The following is an 18522-nucleotide window of genomic DNA, read 5'->3' on the forward strand; positions in this document are numbered from 1 at the left end:
CCTCTCCCGCGAGCGGGCGAGGGGGCAGGAAGAGCCGGGCGGCGCAGTAAACCCCCTCGCCCCCGGCAGGGGGAGAGGGAGTTCTTGCCGGCAGCGCTCGCTCGTTCCTACACCCTCGCCCCAGCGGGGAGAGGGAGGGGAGAGGGGCCTCGTGCCACAGCGCTGCTGCCCTTCGAAGCACCCCCTCTCCCCTGCCCTCTCCCCCCTCGCGGGGGGCGAGGGAGTTCTTGCCGGCAGCGCTCGCTCGTTCCTACACCCTCGCCCCAGCGGGGAGAGGGAGGGGAGAGGGGCTCTTGCCACAGCGCTGCTGCCCTTCGAAGCACCCCCTCTCCCCTGCCCTCTCCCCCTCGCGGGGGGCGAGGGAGTTCTTGCCGGCAGCGCTCGCTCGTTCCTACACCCTCGCCCCAGCGGGGAGAGGGAGGGGAGAGGGGGCTCGTGCCACAGCGCCGCTGCCCTTCGAAGCGCCCCCTCTCCCCTGCCCTCTCCCCCTCGCGGGGGGCGAGGGAGTTCTTGCCGGCAGCGCTCGCTCGTTCCTACACCCTCGCCCCAGCGGGGAGAGGGAGGGGAGAGGGGGCTCGTGCCACAGCGCTGCTGCCCTTCGAAGCACCCCCTCTCCCCTGCCCTCTCCCCCCTCGCGGGGGGCGAGGGAGTTGGTCAGAAGCTGTGCCTCGCCCCCACCGCCACGACCGTCGGCTTCTCCCCGTCCCCGATGCCCAGCGGATTGATCGCGAAGTCGTAGGCGGCGCGGGCCTGGTTGTCGATGCGCGAGACATACGCGTAAAGCCCTGTGCGCTTCGAGAGCGCGTAGTCCGCGCCGAGCGTCCATTGCCGCGACCCGGTGTCGCCGCCCGCCGAGACGAAGCCCACGCGCGCTCCGGCGGGGCCCTTGCCATCGCCGGCGTGGGTGAAGCTCGCGCGCAGGTTGAGCGCCGCGGCGACCTGCCAGTTCGCGGTGACGAAGAACGCATCGCGCCTGAGCGCGCCGATCGGTGTCTCGTAGCGCAGCCGTTCGGCGGCGGCGGCGAGGCGCCACGCGCCGACGCGGTACGCGGCGCCGATCTTGGTCGCCGAGTCGGTGAGGCCCGGCCCTTGATAGCCGCGATGCCGCTCGTGCGCGAGCGCGAGATTCCAGGGACCGCTGTCCCACGCGATCGACGCCGACCACAGGTCCGGGCGCGATCCGCGGGGGCCGGTGTCGCCATCGTTGAACGCATGGGCGACACGGCCGGTGAGGCCGTTCCATGCGGGCGTCCAGTACTGCACGATGTTCTGCTGGCGCCGGTCGAAGGAGGCGGTGTTGGCGGTGTGGTTGGTCGTCGGCGCGGAGCCGTTGGCCATCAGCGCCATGTAGCCGGCGGTGGTCGGATACCAGGGATCGAAGCCGCTCGTCGCGAGCAGGTAGGGCGTGCCCCAATGTCCGGCGAACAGCAGGCCATAGGGTGTCTGCAGCCCGACGCGCGTATCGCGATTGGCGAGCGACGGTCCCGCGCCGGTGTCCACCGCGAGCGAGCCTTCGATCTGGAACAGCGCCTGCACGCCCTCGCCCAGGTCTTCGGCGCCGCGGAAGCCGATCACGGAGCGGTTGTTGGACTCGCGATCGACGGCGCGATCGCGCGGCGAGTGGCCGGCATCGGCGTGCTCGAGCGAGACATTGAGGCGGCCGTAGACGGTGACAGTCGATTCGGCGTGGGCCGCGGGGGCGGCAAGGGCGAGCGCGGCCAGCGCCAGCCGGGAAACGGAGCGGTACTGCATCGGAGTGACGAGGGTGGAGTCACGGCGATAGTGACGCGGGATCGAAGCCGGGGATTCTCTCGTTCGGGGGAGGCGCGAGGCGCCCCGTGCGTGCGCGCTCCGAGCGGCGCCACCACCATTCGAAGGCGATGGTGAGCGCGAGCAGCATGCCGCCGAAGAGCGGGTTGGCCGCGTTGAACGTCTCGTAGGGAATGAACGGTGATCGCGTGAAATTGGTGAGGCAGACCAGTCCATAGGAGGCGTTGATCGTCGTGTGCAGGACCGACGTACAGAAGATGGACCCGGTCCGCATGAACACGATCACGAGCAGCAGCGCCGCGGGCAGGACGAGCGCCATCCGTCCGGGCGGATGCGACATGGCGAAGCCCCATCCGCTGACGAGCGCCCCCGCCCACTTGCTGAAGAAGAGCTTGCTGAGCTGCGACTGCATGAAGGCACGATCGGACACTTCTTCGCAGCTCGATCCGGCGATGACCTGAAGAATCGGCCGGAGCAGTTGATCGAGGGGGAGCGGGTCGAACTGCGCAATGCGGAAGGCTTCCGGCATGGCGATCGCCGCGGTCAGGGGCGGCATCACGGCCACGGCCAGCGCCAGGCTCAAGGTCACGCGGGGATGGATGGCCAGGAGCGTCCGCCAGGAGGGTCCCCAGCGCAGACAGGCCAGGACGGTCACGGTGATCCCGCTAGAGACCATCCACGACAGGGCCTCCCTAATGTGAGGCGACAGCCATTCATGGTGCTTCGCGAATTCGATCCACAGCGGACGGGACAGTTTGCTTGTCAATGCGAGCAGGCCGAAGGCGAACATGAAGACCAGCAGATGCTTCGTGAAGGTCTTGACCGGATGGGGTCCGCGCGTCGAGCGCCGGTACCAGAGCTCGATGCCAAGGGCCAGCAGCAGCGGGCCCAGGGAGATGGCCGCCCTCATGGCCCGGAACTGGTCCGGGTCCAGCAGCGCCGCGGCCATGAAGGGGCCTCCCTGCAGAACGCCCACCGCGAGGTCCAGGACCGCATGAATGACGGTGGTGCAGACGATCGATCGAGTGCGGATGAAGACGACGCCCAGAAGCCCAGCGGCAAAGAAGGCGTCCAGGCGGCGGCCGGGCTGATCAGCCGCCAGCAGCAGCGCGGCGAGCGCGAGCGCGATCCACCTGTTGCCAAACATCCGCTGCAGCGTGGACTGCAAAAGCGCGCGGCCCCAGATCTCCTGCTGCAACGCTCCGAGCAGCAGCGTCGCCATGGCGACCAGCCAGGCTTGCGGCTGCTCAAGCGGATTGATGGGGCGGAATTCGTTGTGGAGGACTTCGGGATTGACGGCGAATGCCGTCCCGAAGGTGATCAACAGGATTGCCATCGACACGGGGAGGCCGATGGCCACGGCCGGGCGGAGAAGCGACAGCCATCGCGGGCCGATGTGCCACCAGGTCAATGCGCCCAGCAGCGCCAGTCCCATGAGGGTCATCTCGAGATTCAGGAACAGCCGGAGGTCTCCGTCGAATCTGGACTCGGATATTGACCATCCGCCAGTCCCGCCAAGGAACGCGGGCCATTTCCCCAAGAGCACGATGAGAATCAGCAGCGGGGCCCATTTCAATATTCTGACCAGCTTTCCATACGTGGATGGAATGATTTTCAGGCGGTCGATATACCGAGGCATAGGTCAAGGCGAAAACAATCGGGAGCCGCATCCTAGTCATGCGGAAACTCGACACCGCGAGGAGTTTCCCGATTACCCATGTATGCGACCAACCAGATTAACTAGCCTCCATTTGCCATCTCGCCGAATCCGTCGATACACAAAAATTTGCCGGCTTTCATGAGGAATATGCAGAGGACCATCAGGCTGATAGCTTTCGATTCGTGGACGTTTCTCGTCCGCTCGCTCCGAGCGAATCTCGGAAACTTCGAAAGCGAATATGCAAGTCTTGACCGACAACGAGATCGATATGGTTTTCGGCGGAGATAGCTGGGCAGGTACGCCTGAAGGGCGGGCGCCAGTCCCGGTGCCGGAAGGGTATGACCCGTCCGGGCCCTTCGATCCCGTTAAGTGCTATTACGAAACGGCTGCACTGCCCGGGGTGAGCGAAGGCGGCGCCATCATGTACTGCATGGTGAAGTGGGCGGGCCGAGTGTTCAACGACCAACACTAGCGGCTGATTCCCTGAGCCAATGAGGGCGCCGCGGCGTCCTCTTTTCATTTCCCTTCCCCGTTAGGATGGCCGCCGTTTCTCCCCCTCCCTCCTTCTGGTGACCGCCTCCCTCGACATCGATCTGCTCCGAAGCCTGATGGCCGTGGCCGAGACCGGCGCGCTCAGCAAGGCCGCCGCGCGCGTGGGGCGGACGCAGTCGGCGCTGAGCATGCAGATGCAGCGGCTGGAGGACGTCGCCGGCCAGCCGCTGCTGCATCGCACCGGGCGGGGCGTGACGCTCACCGCCGCCGGCGAACGGCTGCTCGTGCATGCGGGCGAGCTGCTGCGCAAGCACGACGAGGCGCTCGCCGAGCTGCGCGGCGTCCGCATGGCCGGCCTGCTGCGCTTCTGCTGCCCGGAGGACTACGCGGTCTCGCTGCTGCCGCATCTGCTGCAGGGCTTCGCGAGCCTGCATCCCCAGGTGCAGATGGAAGTCGTGTGCGCGCCCACGCCGCGCCTGCTGGAGCTGCTCGCGCGCCATGCGGCCGACCTGGCGCTGGTGTCGGTCGCGGCGGGCACCGATGCGGGCGTCATCCGCGAGGAACCGCTCGTCTGGGTCGCGCGGCGCGGCACGCCGGTCACCGGCATGACGCCGCTGCCGCTCGCGCTGGGCGCGCCCGATGCGCTCGATCATGTGCTGGCCCGGCAGGCGCTCGAGGCGCAGGGGCGCGCGTTCCGCATCGCCTACGCGAGCAGCAGCCTGGCGGGATTGCTCGGGATGGCGCGCTCGGGACAGGCGGTGACGGTGCTCACGCGCGCCGCGGTGCCGGAGGATCTGGAGATCCTCGGCGAGGACCGCGGCCTGCCGCCGCTGCCGGCGGTCGCGCTGACGCTGGCCTTCGACCGGGAGCGGCCGACGCCGCTCACCGCGGCGTTCGCGGCCCACGTCCGCAAGTTCCTGCCGATGGCCTGAAGCCGCGACGGCAAGGCGATCGGGAGCGCGACCGGGAGCGCGATCGGGAGCGACAGCGCCGCTGATGGCAGCCATCAAAACTATTGGCTACCGCGGCGGCGGTGATCTCCCTACGCTCCAGGTCCTCGATGGTTGATGGAGGACCTCATGTCGCGCAATGCCGATCCGCTTTTCTGGGAACGTTCCCGCCAGCACCTGATCCGCTACGGCGGCAGCTTCGAGCCGCTGATCATCGAGCGCGCGCGCGGCAGCTTCGTCTACGACGCCGATGGCCGCGCGATCCTGGACTTCACCTCGGGGCAGATGAGCTCGCTGCTGGGGCATGGCCACGTCGAGGTCGCGACCGTGATCGCGGAGCACGCGAGCCATCTGGACCATCTGTTCAGCGGCATGCTGAGCCGGCCCGTCGTCGAGCTGGCGACGCGGCTGGCGGGCATCGCGCCGGCGGGGCTGGAGCGCGCGATGCTGCTGAGCACCGGCGCCGAAGCGAACGAAGCGGCGATCAAGCTCGCCAAGCTCTACACGGGCCGCTACGAGGTGGTGAGCTTCGCGCAGTCGTGGCACGGCATGACAGGCGTGGCGGCGTCGGCGACCTACTGCGCGGGGCGCAAGGGCTACGGGCCGGCGGCGGTGGGCTCGTTCGCGATTCCGGCGCCCAATCCCTATCGGCCGCGGTTCGAGCGCCATGGCGCCTATGACTGGCAGGCGGAGCTGGACTATGCGTTCGATCTGATCGACCGGCAGTCGAGCGGCAATCTCGCGGCCTTCATCGCGGAGCCGATCCTGAGTTCGGGCGGGTTGATCGACCTGCCGGTGGGCTATCTGGGCGCGCTGCACGCGAAGTGCCGCGAGCGCGGCATGCTGCTGATCGTCGACGAGGCGCAGACCGGCATCGGGCGCACGGGCGCGATGTTCGCGTGCGAGCGCGACGGCGTGACGCCGGACATCCTGACGCTGTCCAAGACGCTGGGCGCGGGCATCCCGCTGTCGGCGGTGCTGACGACGGCGGAGATCGAGGAGCGCTGCCATGAGCGCGGGTTCCTGTTCTACACGACGCATGTCTCGGACCCGCTGCCGGCGGCGGTGGGGCTGAAGGTGCTGGAGATCGTCGAGCGGGATGGGCTGGTCGAGCGGGCGCGCACGGCCGGGGCGCGGCTGGAGGCGGGACTGCGGCGGCTGCAGCGCGAGTTCGATTGCATCGGGGACGTGCGCGGACGCGGGCTGCTGCTGGGGGTGGAGATCGTCAAGAGCCAGGCGGGCAAGGAGGCCGCACCGGAGCTCGGCGCGGCGATCACGCGGGCGTGCATGTCGCTCGGGTTGAGCATGAACATCGTGCAGCTGCCGATGATGGGCGGCGTGTTCCGCATCGCGCCGCCGCTCACGGTCAGCGACGAGGAGATCGACCTGGGGTTGTCGCTGCTCAAGCAGGCGATTGAGCAGGTGGTGTAGCTGACTTTCTCGCGCGTAGAAGAACTCCCTCGCGCCTCGAACTCCCTCGCGTAGCTCCCCTGGCGCGTAGAAAGAACTCCCTCGCCCCGCTTGCGGGGAGAGGGCAGGGGAGAGGGGGCGTCGAAGTACGCGAGTGCAGGTACTGCGAAGACCCCTCTCCCCTGCCCTCTCCCCCTGCCGGGGGCGAGGGAGTTCGAGGCGCGAGGAGGCTCGAGGCGCGAGGGAGTTCGAGGCGCGAGGGGGCTCGAGGCGCGAGGGAGTTCCAGGCGCGAGGGAGTTCGCGGCGCGATGGCGTTCAAGCCAGCAGCGTCTCGACCTCCTCCGGCGGCACCGGCTTGCAGAACCCGAAGCCTTGCATCAGGTCGCAGCCCATCGCGATCAGCGCCGTCTCGTCGGCCTCGAGCTCGACGCCTTCCGCCACCACCGTCATCCGCATCGCATGCGCGACGCGCACCATCGACTCCACCAGCATCCGCGAGTCGTCGTTGCTCGTCATCCCGTGCACGAAGAACCGGTCGATCTTGATCTTGCGGCAGCGCAGCCTCCGCAGGTACGCCAGCGAGCTGTACCCCGTCCCGAAGTCGTCGATCGCCAGCCCGTAACCCAGCCCCTGCAGCGTGAAGACGAACGAGTCCGGCTTGTCGATGTCCTCGAAGTTCAGGCTCTCGGTCAGCTCGAACTCCACCTCCCGCGGGCTGAGCTGCAGCACCTTGAGCTGCTGCAGGAAGCGCTCGCGGTGCTGCGGCTTCCTGCATTGCTCCCACGAGAGATTGATCGCCACCGGCGGGCACGCCAGCCCGCGCGCCTTCCATCGATCCAGGTCCAGCCGCAGCTGCGCCAGCAGCGCCAGCCCCAGCTCCACGATCAGGCCCGAGGACTCCGCCACCGGGATGAACTCCACCGGCGAGACCCAGCCGCGTTCCGGGTGATGCCAGCGCGCGAGCGCCTCCAGGCCGCGGATGCGGCGGCTCGCGTCGTACTGCGGCTGGTAGGCGAGCCGCAGCTGCCCCAGCGCCAGGCCCTCGCGCAGATCGTTCTCCAGCGCCAGCCGCGACTGCAGCATCTGCCCCAGCTGCGGCGTGAAGAGCTGGAAGCTGTCCTTGCCCATCTGCTTGGCCTGCCGCATCGCCGCGTCGGCGCAGCGCATCGCGTCGCTGGCGGTGGCGGCCTGATCGGGCAGCAGCACCGCGCCGGTGCTTGCGCGCAGGTGCAGCCAATGGCCATCGAAGAACAGCGGCTGCGCCAGACCGCTCTGCAGCCGCGCCGCGTAGGCCTGCAGCGAGGCCGCGTCCGGCCGCGGCGACAGCAGCACCGCGAACTCGTCCGCCGACAGCCGCGCCGCCATGTCGCCCGGCCGGCAGAGCTGGCGCAGCCGCTGCCCCGCCGCCTGCAGCGCCGCGTCGCCCGCCGCGTGGCCGAACTGGTCGTTGATCTGCTTGAAGTTGTCCAGGTCCAGCAGCAGCAGCGCCGCCTTGCTGTCGTGGCTCAGCACCTTGTCCAGCAGCTGGCGCAGATGCTCGCGGTTGGGCAGGTCGGTGAGCGCGTCGAAGCGCGCCAGATAGCGCGTGCGGCGCTGCGCTTCCTGCATCTGGGCGCGCAGGCGCTTGGACAGCAGCCAGGCCAGCGCGCCGGTCGCGGCCAGCGTGCCCAGCGTCGCGCCGATGAACTGCAGCAGGTCCCACCACATCGGCGCCCGGCTCGCCTCCAGCAACAGCGTGCCCACCACGCGCTCGTTGGCGAGCACCGGCACCTCGAGCGCCACCTGCCCCGCCCAGTCCTCGAAGCGCGAGCGCTGCGCCGGCGGCCGCTGGTAGACGCTGAACAGGCTGCCATCGCGCTTGAGCAGCCGCGCGCGCAGCGTGGCCGGGTTCTGCTTGAGCGCCTGCAGGATTTCGCCGGCATCCTCGCGGCTGTCGAAGACCAGCGCCGCGGAGGCGGTCTGCGCGACGATGCCGGCCTGGGTGCGCAGGTCCTCGAGCTCGCGATCCTGCAGCCGCCAGTACTGCATCGCGCTGAGCAGCAGCGCGAAGGTCAGCAGCGCGGCCAGCGACACGGCCAGCTCGCGCCAGCGCTCCAGGGCATCGAGGATCTTGGCGTTCATGGCGGGGTCGATTGATGGCGCACGAAGCGGGCCAGGCGCAGCAGCTTGGCGCTGATGGTGAGGCCGGCGCGGCGGGCGGCGTCGAGGTCGATGTCGAAGACGATGCGTCCGTCCTCGACCTGCAGGTTGAGCTGCGCGCCCTGGTCCAGCATGCCGGCGGCGTCGGACAGCACGAGCAGCGGCGCGCGATCGGCCACGGCGCGCCAGGCGGGACGCGGCTCGGCGAGGTAGAGCACATGGCAGCCGCCGAGCTGCTCGGGCCGCGTGACGCGGCGCACCTCGATCGCGAGGTGCCGGATCGGCCGGCCGGCGAGCGACTGCATCGAGGCCTCGAGCGCGCTGTCGGCGGCGGTGCAGAGCTGCAGCGAGCGGCCGGTCTCGCGTTCGGCGGGCCAGGTCACGAACATCAGGGCGCGGTAGGTCACCTCGGCCTTCAACGCGTCGGGGCCGGCGGGCTGGGCGATCGCCTGCCGCAGCGGGAGCGCGGCGCCGCACGCGAGCAGCCCCAGCAAGGCCGGCGCCGCGAGCCGCCGGAGGCGGTCGCGGAGGCGGCATGCGGGGTTGGCGCGGCGCATCGGCATCGTCGGTGCGGTCAGAAGGCGATCCGCCAATCCAGGCGCCAGGCGCGGCGCGGCTGCGGGATGACGTCGAGCTGGGCGTCGGGCGAGGAGGGATCGAAGTTGGCGCGGTCCAGCAGGTTGTCGACGTGCAGCGCGAGGGTCTGGCGCGCATCGAGCCGGTAGCGCAGGTGCGCGTTGAGGAAGGCCTCGGACGGCACGCGCGCGCGGCCTTGGCGCGCGCCGAGCGCGGTGCCTTCGATGCCGAGCTGCCACTGGTGCCATTGCGGCGTGATGAGATGGCCCTTGACCATCCAGCCGGGGGCGTTGCTCAGGCGCTCGCCCTGGTCGTCGCGCGCGTGCATCCACGAGGCGCTGGCGCGCCAGAGCCAGCCGCCGCCGCTGCGCTGCTCGACCGACAGGTCCATGCCGCGCAGGCTGACGCGGCCGCGGTTGACGAACTGCACGGGCGCGTCGAGCGCGTCGCTGAGCGGCTGCTGCTCGATGAGGCGGTTCATGCGGGTGTCGTAGAGGTTCAGGCCCAGGGCCTGGCCGGTGGGCAGGAGGTATTCCCAGGCGAACTCGGTGGAGCTGAGCCGCTCGGGCCGCAGCGCGGCGTTGGCGAGCTGGGACACGCCGCCGTCGTCGTAGAAGCGCTCGTACAGGTTGGGGGTGCGGAAGGAGCGGGCCCAGATGAGCTTGAGGGTCTGGCGCTCGTCGGGGCGGTGGACCAGCACGGCGCGGGGTGACAGCGCGGGGGAGAAGCCGCGCGCGTGGTCCAGGCGCAGGCCGGTGGTGAGCTGCCAGGCCTGCGAGATGCGCCACTGGTCCTGCGCGAAGAGCGCGGCGGAGTCCTGGGTGACGTGGGACTCGAGCGTGGACTCGTAGGGGTCGACCTGGTAGTAGCGCTGCACGCCGTAGGGGGAGGTGCGGAGCTCGGCGCCGGCCATCAGCTCGTGGTTGAGCAGGCCGCGCCAGAGCACGCGCGCGTCGAGGGTGAGCCACTGGGCGTAGGCCTCGTCCTTCTGGATGAGGTCGGGGGAGAGGCCGTAGACGTAGCGGCCGCGGAAGTCGTACTGGGAGAGGTTCAGGCGGAGGCTGCGGCGCAGGTCGTCCTGCCAGCCGGCGTCGTAGGCGGCGTCGAGCATCAGCTGGCGGTCGGTGTAGCGGGTGCCGGAGACGCCGGGGAGGGTGCCGTAGGGGGCGGTGGGCACGTCCTTGTCGCGCTGGACGGCGGACATCGACAGGCGCCAGGGGCCGAGGCGGTACTTGGCGAGCACGGCGGTCTGGCGTTCGCCGTCCAGGCCGCGGATCCAGCCGCCGGGGGTGCCGAGGGAGGGGAGGAAGAGGTCCTCGCCGGCGCTGCGCTGCAGGTTGACGCCGAGGAAGAGGTCGCCGCCGGCGGCGTTGGCGGCGCCGTAGTGGAGCTCGGCGCGGCGCTGGCCGTTGGCGCCGGCGCTGGCGAGGGCGGAGAGGCCGGGGGCATCGGCGCCGTCGAGCGTGACGACGTTCACGACGCCCAGGAGCGCGTTGCTGCCGTAGATGGAGGAGCCGGGGCCCTGGACGAGTTCGACGCGCTTGACCCAGTCGGCGACGATGGGGAATTCGAGCTGGGGGAGGCCCTGGTCGTAGATGGCGTCGTTGACGCGCTGGCCGTCGATGGCCATGAGGACGCGGGAGGAGTAGTCGCCGGGGCGGCTGAAGCCGCGCACGCCGAGGGTGCTGTAGCTGCGGGTGTTGCCGAGGTAGATGCCGGGGAGGCGGCCGAGCATGTCGCCGACGGTCTGGTGGCCGAGGGCGAGGGATTCCTGGCGGGAGAGGACGCTGACGGAGGCGGGGGCGTCCATGAGGCTCTGGGCGTAGCGGGAGGGGCCTTGGACCTCGCGCTTGAGGAGGGCCTCGAGCTGGTCTTCGTCGTCGGGGGTGGAGGCGCTGGCGGCGGTGCCGCTGGCGGTGCCGCTGGCGGTGGCGCTGGCGGTGCCGGTGCCGGTGCCGGTGCGGGTGCCGGTGCCGATGCCGGTGGCGGTGCCGGTGCCGGTGCCGGTGGCGGTGGCGGTGGCGGTGGCGGGGACGGCGGTGGCGGCGAGGAGGAGACCGAGGAGTTTCCAGGCGGTCCGGGCGATCGAGTACTTCACGGTCGAGGCCCCGCGCGGACGCGACGGAGAAGAAGAGGAGGAGGAGGCCGGGAGCTTATCGGCGTGGCGGGGAAGCGGCGTTGTCAGAGTTCACGGAAACGGCGAGCGAGCCGGGCGCGCGTTTTGCCCACGGGCGCTGAACGCGGCGGAGAGCACTCGACTGCTCGCCCCTCTTGCGGACAGAGCCTGCCTTTCAACTCCCTCGCCCCGCGAAGCGGGGAGAGGGCGGGGGAGAGGGGTCTGCGCAGTGCTCGGACTCGCGCGGCAAGCCACACCCCTCTCCCCTCCCCTCTCCCCGCGCGCGGGGCGAGGGAGTTCGTGCGGCGAGACCGCGCAAGGCGAGAGGCTCTTCCTCGCGCGGGAACGGCCGCATTCAACTCCCTCGCCCCGCGAAGCGGGGAGAGGGTGGGGGAGAGGGGTCTGCGCAGTGCTCGGACCCGCGCGGCAAGCCACACCCCTCTCCCCTCCCCTCTCCCCGCTCGCGGGGCGAGGGAGTTCGTGCGGCGAGACCGCGCAAGGCGAGAGGCTCTTCCTCGCGCGGGAACGGCCGCATTCAACTCCCTCGCCCCGCGAAGCGGGGAGAGGGTGGGGGAGAGGGGTCTGCGCAGTGCTCAGACTCGCGCGGCAAGCCACACCCCTCTCCCCTCCCCTCTCCCCGCGCGCGGGGCGAGGGAGTTCGTGTGGAGCGACCGCGCGGCTTTGCGGGGCGAGGGAGTTCTTGGCGAAGCCCCGGGCCTCAGGCGAATCGCAGCAGGAATTCCGCCGTCTGCTCCGGCGCTTCCCCCATCAGGTTGTGCCCGGACGCCATCGCCTGCACGTCCCACTCCGGGTCCTTGCGCAGCCGCTCATAGGTCTCGGTGAACGGGCTGTGCTCATGCCGCGAGGCCCACGCCATGCCCCGCCTGGCGACCGCCTCCACCCCTCCCCGCCGCAGCCTCAACGGCTGGGTGAGCGTCGCCAGCGGCTGCGCGACGAATCGGGCATCGCGCTCCTTGAGGAAGGACGGCGGCTGCGCCGACCTCCCATCCGCGCCGATGTTCTTGATGAACAGCTGCCGATAGAACTCCCCCGCGAGCGACCAGCACGAGTCGCCGTCCTTGGGCACGTAGGCGTCGAGGAACACGAGCGCCTTGAGCCTGTCCGCGCAGCGGTCCGCCACGCCGGCGACGACCATGCCGCCATACGAGTGGCCGCACAGCACGACGTCCTTCAGGTCCTCGCACTGCAGGACCTGGACGATGTCCTCGATGTGGGTGTCGAGGTTCACGGGCGCGATGGCGAGGTGCTGCCGCTCGCCGAGTCCCGTGAGCGTGGGACGCCAGACGGTGTGCCCGCGAGCGCCCAGTCGCTGCGCCTGATCGGCGAATCCCCAGCCGCCATGCCAGGCGCCGTGGACGAAGAGGAAGTGGGTCATGTCGCGCCTCTTGAGCTGCGGTTCCGATGGCCGGTGCAGCAATCGGCGAGCCTGGTTTCGCCGCGACGCCTCTCCTCCGTCAAGGGAGCCGTCGACCGTCGTCGTCGCCTGACGCGCGACCGGGAGCGGCCGTACCACGAGCATCGGTTGACGGCATGAGGCGCGCGTCGGGAGACGCACGCCGCGTGGCAATTCGAGAACTCGATAACGACATCGGGGACCGGGCTCGGCGGGGCGGGCCTGAGGGGGCGTGGTGCTCGCGATACTCGGCGCTCGTCTTCAGGGAGAGAGCCGAATGGCCAGAAGGAAGAAGAGCGACGCGCGGGAGGTCATCGATCTCTTCGCGTTGATGCCGTGGTGGGCCTGCGTGGCCTTGGCGGCGGTGGCGTACGTGGCGCTGCATGCGTGGGCGTCGCAGGCGCCGCCGGCGGCGGACCCGGCGCAAGGCATTCATCAGATCGACAAGCTCTACCTCGGCATGGCGCTGCGGGCGTTCGCGCTGGTGGGGCAGTACGCGGTGCCGGGGGTGTTGCTGATGGCGGCGGCGGTGTCGGCGGCCAGGCGCTACCGGCGCGGGAAGCTGCTGGAGGACGCGGCGCGAGCGCAGGACGCGGCGGCGGTGGACGGCATGACCTGGCACGAGTTCGAGGTGCTGATCGGCGAGGCGTTCCGGCGCAAGGGGTATGTGGTGGTGGAGACGGGCGGCGGCGGGCCGGACGGCGGCATCGACCTGGTGCTGCGCAAGCCGGTCACGAACGGCAACGAGACCTACGTGGTGCAGTGCAAGCACTGGAAGGCCTACAAGGTCGGCGTCGACGTGGTGCGGGAGCTCTACGGCGTGATGGCGGCCAGAGGCGCGGCGAGCGGGTTCGTGGTGACGTCGGGGAGGTTCACCAACGAGGCGATGGCGTTCGCGCAGGGGCGCAATGTCAGGCTGGTGGATGGGGGAAGGTTGAAGGAGCTGCTGGACGTCGCGAGGACGGGTGGGCCTGGGAAGGCTGCGACGGTGCGCGACGAGCGGGACAGCGCGGAGATGACGATGGTCGTCTGCCCGCTGTGCTCAAGCCCGATGGTCAGGCGCACCGCTAAACGTGGACCCAACGCTGGGGAGCAGTTTTATGGGTGCTCGACATACCCGGTTTGTAGGGGGACGAGGGCGGCGTGAAAGTCGACCGGGGGGACGTCCTGGAATCGCGTGGCCTGATCGCCCCAGCGCGCTCTCAAGTGAGATGCGCGCATGCCCACGAACTACTGCAGCGTGCGCCCCCGTCAAAGCCATTCATCGGCGAAATTGCGGCGCCCGCCATCTTTTTAGGGCTCTTTCGTTCACCCCGTATTTTCCATCCCCGCAATTGGGTGGTTCCTTCCCCGGTCGCAGTAACTAGCATCCTCACGCAAAGAAGTGCGCCGGATCGAAAGCATCCGAAGCGCAATGGTCTGGGGAGAGCCTGAAATGCATCCGTTTGTATTAGGCGCAGAGTACCGTCGCGACCTCTTGCAGTCATTCGTTGGCAGCAAGCAACTGCGATCCGGAGTCCTATGGGGAGAACTATCACCTGGCACTCTCATCTGTACCTCCGGAGGCCGACACGGAAAAATTGCTGGTTACGCCGATGAAATGCTCTCCAACGGATGCTGGCATTATTTTGGCCAGGGCGTTTCCGGCGATCACACACTCAAAAATCCTGCCAATCGCCTTCTTGCCACGGGCCTAAGAAGCATCTTGCTCTTCTGCCCAAGAGAACCGCGGCGCGCTGAAGTGTCTCAGACGGGGAAGTATGGAAAGCTTTTTCGTTTCGCTGGAGCCTTCAATGCTGCAGGGTTCGAAACCGTTGAACCGGCCTCCGGAATACGGCGCGGAGATCGGCTATTTAGGTTTTATCTGATTCCTTGCGACACGTCAGCTTCAGATTCAACCGCCGCTGTCGAAGAAGATCTAAGACAAGAGGAACCGTCTAACGAGCGACAACTACGTGAATACCTTCACGACACGGCTCGAAGCGACAGATCTCCCGCCTTGTCCATTTCGCTTTATCGAGCCAGATGCCAGGCCGTCAAGCGCTTAGCCCACCTCCGCGCTAAGGGCATATGCGAAGCCTGTGGCGATCCAGCGCCCTTTTACGACCCATTTGGCCGCCCCTTCTTAGAAGTTCATCACATTACAAGATTGGCGGACGATGGCGACGATGCCATAGCAAATGTCGCTGCAATCTGTCCAAACTGCCATCGAAGGGCACATATTGGACAAGACAGCATACGCTTCAACTCGAACCTACTCTTACGGATCCAACAAAAGGAATCCAGCATTCAACTACACGAGTGCAGATAGCGGTTTCAGTCACAAACTCAATCAAGGGGAGGAAGATATGGGATTCTATTCAATTCTTCGGGAAGCACGCGAGCACGACGAGGCTCTTCAGCGCTGCGTGGAGCGAGTAGTGGATCAACTAGCAAACGCGCGGGATCCCAAAAAGCCCGGCATGCTATTAGGCAAGATTCAGTCGGGCAAGACTCGCGGTTTCCTAGGCGTGATCGCTCGTGCGTTTGACCGCGATTACGACATTGCAATCGTCCTGACAAAGGGAACTCGCACCCTTGCACAACAGACGGTAAAGAGAATATCGAGCGATTTCGAACCCTTCATCGAAAACGATGAGGTAATGGTTTTCGACATCATGTCTGCACCACCTACTCTGCGGCGCTCCGAACTTAGAAGAAAATTGATAATAGTCGCAAAGAAGCAAATTCAGAATCTCCGCCGAATCAGAAGATTCTTCGAAGAAGATTATCCAGACTTGAGTAAGCGGCGCGTGCTATTGGTCGACGACGAGGCTGATCTGGCCAGCGTCAGATTCGCAAAGAAAAAGGATTCCGAGGAATTTGATCAGGGAGCGATTGCGAGTGAAATGGATTCCCTAAGGGCAAAGATTCCAGGAATCTCCTTTCTTCAAGTAACCGCAACTCCATATGCCCTCTACCTCCAACCGGAAGGTTACGAGCATTCGGACGCGAATTCAGAAGTATTCTATCCGAAACGTCCAAGTTTCACGGAGTTGCTACCCATTCATTCTGCATACGTAGGGGGCGATGATTACTTTGGAGGACACGGCCCGGATGACCCAAGATACTATCTTTTCACTCCGGTGCCTGTGAAGGAGCAAGATGCTCTTAGGTCGAAAGATGGGCGCACGATTCGCGTGGACAGAATTTGGTCAAGCGAAAACATCAAGGTTCTTCGCCTGAGCATAATGACATTCCTTCTCTCCGTAGCAGTTCGTCGCGCTCAGCAGAAAGCATTAGACGCTCGGCAGCTAAAGTACTCGATGATAATGCACAACGATACTCAGCGTGACGCTCACAAATGGCAGCACGAGACGGTGGAAAGGATTGTTGAGGCGTTCGAACGGGCAGCAGTCGAAGACGACGACCCCAATTTACGAGAAGTTTTCAAGACCGCCTACGACGACATATCGCGATCGGTTAATGCAGACCACGGGCACATGCCGTCAGAAGACGAGTGCTTTCGATATGTCAAAGAACTAATCCTCGACGGCGAACTAAACATCCAACTCGTAAACTCCGACGTCGAGCTCGAACCATTGCTAGACGCAAAGACTGCTGAGTTGAGACTCCGAACCAAGGCAAATCTCTTCATTGGAGGTAGCATTCTGGACAGGGGTATAACGATTCCAAATCTATTGGCCTTCTATTACGGCAGAAGTCCCAAACGAATGCAAGCGGATACGGTCCTTCAGCATTCCAGAATGTACGGTGCGCGCCCACCGGCGGACCTAGCAGTAACTCGCTTCTACACCTCAGCGGAAGTATTTCAGAGGCTGGCCTTAATAAATGATCTCGAGGCCACTTTGCGGCAGGCATTTGACACTGGGGCACACGCGCAAGGAGTAGTCTTTATTCAGAATGATGCCAAGAATGGAATCGTCCCATGTGCGCCAAATAAGATCTCAATGAGCAATGTGGTTGCGATCAAGCCTAATGATATTCTTACACCGACCAATTTCAATACCGCCGCACAGACAGACCTCCGCAGACACACAAAAGCCGTCGAATCGCTCATCCCAACAGGCAATGAAGGGACTTTTAAGGAAATCAGCATTAGCGATGCCCTGAGCATTCTCGAACATTGCGAGCAGAGTCTGGTATCCGATCCGGGAACCTTCTTCGATTGGAACGCAATGCGGGGACTCCTTGAGTATTATGCGAGAGACTCCCAGGGTCGCGTTCTCATATTATTTGAAGATGGGCGAGCTCTTTCAAAGTCAAAATCAGGGGACCGATCAGGGCTGTCAATCTTGGGCACCGCTGAATTGCGTACCCAAATAAAGGAAGCTGGCCGGGGCGCACCTGCTCTTATCCTCTTGAAACAGGCCGGCGGAAAAGATCTCGAATGGACCGCAGGGCCGTTTATATGGCCTCTGCTGGCCAGTCCGACGCTCGCAAAGGCTTGTGTCTTCGCCACAAAAGTGCCCAAGTAGGGCCGACGCCCCCCCATGCTGGCTTCCCCACCCGAAGAACCACCTCTCGGAGTCGACAGAGCTATGGCCTAGGGAGGCACATTGGCGCCACGAATGGCATGACTAGCGACGGCTACCAGCCAGCACTCTTCCTAGCAAGAGAGCACTGGCTTAGACCGCTGTATTAATGTACAGTGCGACTCGCAATACCTCTCTCAACCGGTGACACAGGGGCTGCGCACTGCGCAGCCTCACTTCATATTGGCATTTATAAAGCCAAAGGGCAGTCCGGTGGTGAGCACGAAGTTCATGCTGGTCCATAAAGATATGGCTAATTCGCCGAAACACATAGCCGTCCACAGTCTCGAATCACTGGAGCTTTTCGCCGGGGCGGGCGGCTTAGCGCTAGGGATGACAAAAGCCAATATTCAGCACCGAGGGGTGGTGGAATGGAATTCGGACGCTTGCGCCACAATTCGAAGAAATATTGAGCTGAATCACAGCCTTGTGGATCACTGGCCACTGCCGATCGAAGCAGACGTCAGGCAACTCGATTTTCGGAAGTTTAGTGGTGTAGACATTGTAAGTGGTGGCCCTCCATGCCAACCCTTCTCAATGGGCGGAAAGCACCAAGCTTTCCTAGACGCTCGCGACATGTTTCCGCAGGCTGTACGGGCAATTCGCGAAATACAGCCAAAGGTGTTTATTTTTGAGAATGTGAGAGGCCTGACGCGGCCGAGCTTCTCAAATTACTTCTCCTATATTTTGCTACAGATGGAATTCCCTTCCGTGGTAGCAAAAAAAGGGGAGGAGTGGATCGATCATCTTGAACGGCTGGCGCGACAAAAGTCAAGAGGCGCCAAATCAGAATATCGTGTCACCTATAAGGTTCTCGATGCCGCCGATTATGGAGTACCCCAGCGCCGCCATCGCGTGGTCTTTGTCGGCATTCGATCTGATATCGACAAAGAATATTCATTCCCTTCGCCGACACATACCCTAGATCGCCTGGTTCATGACCAATATGTCACTGGGATCTATTGGGACCGTCATAAGGTTCACAAAAAGCAGCGGCCGGAAGCAGGCGCTCTGCTGGTTAAGAGAATTGAGCGTCTAAAGAATGGCGGCCCTGTGCACGGAGCTCCCTGGGCCACGGTCCGGGACGCAATCGCCGACCTCCCCGATCCGGAGCGGTATCCGAACAACAGGGTACAAGCCCATCGATTCCAGCCGGGGGCGCGTATCTACCCTGGTCATACCGGGAGCCCATTGGACGAGCCGAGCAAAGCCCTTAAGGCAGGTGATCATGGTGTCCCCGGCGGAGAGAATATGTTGAGGCGGCTGGATGGAACTGTGCGCTACTTCACGATTCGGGAAAGCGCGCGGATTCAGACATTTCCGGATGACTATCACTTCTCGGGCTCGTGGGGGGAGGTCATGCGGCAGCTAGGAAATGCCGTACCTGTAGATTTAGGCCGGGCTGTAGCCAAAAGCCTGGTCGCACTACTGGCTTAACCGGATGCATAGCATCTTTGAG

11 protein-coding genes and 1 pseudogene are annotated in these 18522 nt (G+C 65.7%); 6 read left to right on the forward strand and 6 right to left on the reverse strand.

Annotation, left to right across the window (positions count from 1 at the left end; translation table 11 throughout):
* Positions 1-654: 654 nt before the first annotated feature.
* Positions 655-1752 (reverse strand): porin, encoded by a 1098-nt coding sequence (locus ACEN96_RS23485; RefSeq protein ID WP_495585442.1) that lies wholly within the window; start codon positions 1750-1752, stop codon positions 655-657.
* A 19-nt stretch (positions 1753-1771) separates the two neighbouring features.
* Positions 1772-3214 carry a CPBP family glutamic-type intramembrane protease gene (locus ACEN96_RS23490; protein WP_495585443.1) on the reverse strand — a complete coding sequence of 481 codons (1443 nt, stop codon included), beginning with the start codon at positions 3212-3214 and terminating at the stop codon, positions 1772-1774.
* A 785-nt stretch (positions 3215-3999) separates the two neighbouring features.
* Here ACEN96_RS23490 and ACEN96_RS23495 point away from each other — a divergent pair.
* The gene (locus tag ACEN96_RS23495; RefSeq protein WP_495585444.1) at positions 4000-4854 is read left to right on the forward strand and encodes a LysR family transcriptional regulator; all 855 of its coding nucleotides are present in this window, start codon (positions 4000-4002) and stop codon (positions 4852-4854) included.
* 147 nt (positions 4855-5001) lie between these two features.
* Positions 5002-6303 (forward strand): aspartate aminotransferase family protein, encoded by a 1302-nt coding sequence (locus ACEN96_RS23500; protein ID WP_495585445.1) that lies wholly within the window; start codon positions 5002-5004, stop codon positions 6301-6303.
* Positions 6304-6598: 295 nt separating this feature from the next.
* Here ACEN96_RS23500 and ACEN96_RS23505 read toward each other — a convergent pair whose 3' ends face one another.
* From ACEN96_RS23505 to ACEN96_RS23520, 4 genes are all read right to left on the reverse strand, one after another.
* Positions 6599-8404 (reverse strand): putative bifunctional diguanylate cyclase/phosphodiesterase, encoded by a 1806-nt coding sequence (locus tag ACEN96_RS23505; protein ID WP_495585446.1) that lies wholly within the window; start codon positions 8402-8404, stop codon positions 6599-6601.
* Positions 8401-9015, reverse strand: coding sequence for a YfiR family protein (locus ACEN96_RS23510; RefSeq protein ID WP_495585447.1), 615 nt, complete (start codon positions 9013-9015; stop codon positions 8401-8403). The genes ACEN96_RS23505 and ACEN96_RS23510 overlap by 4 nt, the downstream gene beginning before the upstream one ends.
* Positions 8997-11096: a TonB-dependent receptor plug domain-containing protein gene (locus ACEN96_RS23515; protein ID WP_495585448.1), complete on the reverse strand. Its 2100-nt coding sequence runs from the start codon at positions 11094-11096 to the stop codon at positions 8997-8999. Before ACEN96_RS23515 ends, ACEN96_RS23510 begins: the two co-directional genes overlap by 19 nt.
* 736 nt (positions 11097-11832) lie before the next feature.
* Positions 11833-12510, reverse strand: coding sequence for an alpha/beta fold hydrolase (locus tag ACEN96_RS23520; RefSeq protein ID WP_495585449.1), 678 nt, complete (start codon positions 12508-12510; stop codon positions 11833-11835).
* A gap of 295 nt (positions 12511-12805) precedes the next feature.
* Between ACEN96_RS23520 and ACEN96_RS23525 the strand changes: the two genes are divergently transcribed.
* From ACEN96_RS23525 to ACEN96_RS23540, 4 genes and pseudogenes are all read left to right on the forward strand, one after another.
* Positions 12806-13675: a restriction endonuclease gene (locus ACEN96_RS23525; protein WP_495585450.1), complete on the forward strand. Its 870-nt coding sequence runs from the start codon at positions 12806-12808 to the stop codon at positions 13673-13675.
* Between the two features lie 453 nt (positions 13676-14128).
* Positions 14129-14689, forward strand: a pseudogene (locus ACEN96_RS23530) (HNH endonuclease signature motif containing protein); the annotation flags it as partial.
* Between the two features lie 19 nt (positions 14690-14708).
* On the forward strand, positions 14709-17006 hold the full coding sequence (locus ACEN96_RS23535) for a Z1 domain-containing protein (RefSeq protein WP_495585451.1): 2298 nt from the start codon (positions 14709-14711) through the stop codon (positions 17004-17006).
* A gap of 273 nt (positions 17007-17279) precedes the next feature.
* A complete protein-coding gene (locus ACEN96_RS23540; RefSeq protein WP_495585452.1) occupies positions 17280-18500 on the forward strand; it encodes a DNA cytosine methyltransferase in 1221 nt (406 codons plus the stop codon).
* Positions 18501-18522: the final 22 nt, after the last annotated feature.

Source organism: Roseateles sp. Mitsp63, from assembly GCF_059491535.1.

Coding starts and splice junctions, on each gene's coding strand:
- ACEN96_RS23485 (WP_495585442.1), bottom strand. CDS start 1,752: ATGCAGTACCGCTCCGTTTCCCGGCTGGCGCTGGCCGCGCTCGCCCTT.
- ACEN96_RS23490 (WP_495585443.1), bottom strand. CDS start 3,214: ATGACCCTCATGGGACTGGCGCTGCTGGGCGCATTGACCTGGTGGCAC.
- ACEN96_RS23500 (WP_495585445.1), top strand. CDS start 5,002: ATGTCGCGCAATGCCGATCCGCTTTTCTGGGAACGTTCCCGCCAGCAC.
- ACEN96_RS23505 (WP_495585446.1), bottom strand. CDS start 8,404: ATGAACGCCAAGATCCTCGATGCCCTGGAGCGCTGGCGCGAGCTGGCC.
- ACEN96_RS23520 (WP_495585449.1), bottom strand. CDS start 12,510: ATGACCCACTTCCTCTTCGTCCACGGCGCCTGGCATGGCGGCTGGGGA.
- ACEN96_RS23525 (WP_495585450.1), top strand. CDS start 12,806: ATGGCCAGAAGGAAGAAGAGCGACGCGCGGGAGGTCATCGATCTCTTC.
- ACEN96_RS23535 (WP_495585451.1), top strand. CDS start 14,709: ATGTCGCTGCAATCTGTCCAAACTGCCATCGAAGGGCACATATTGGAC.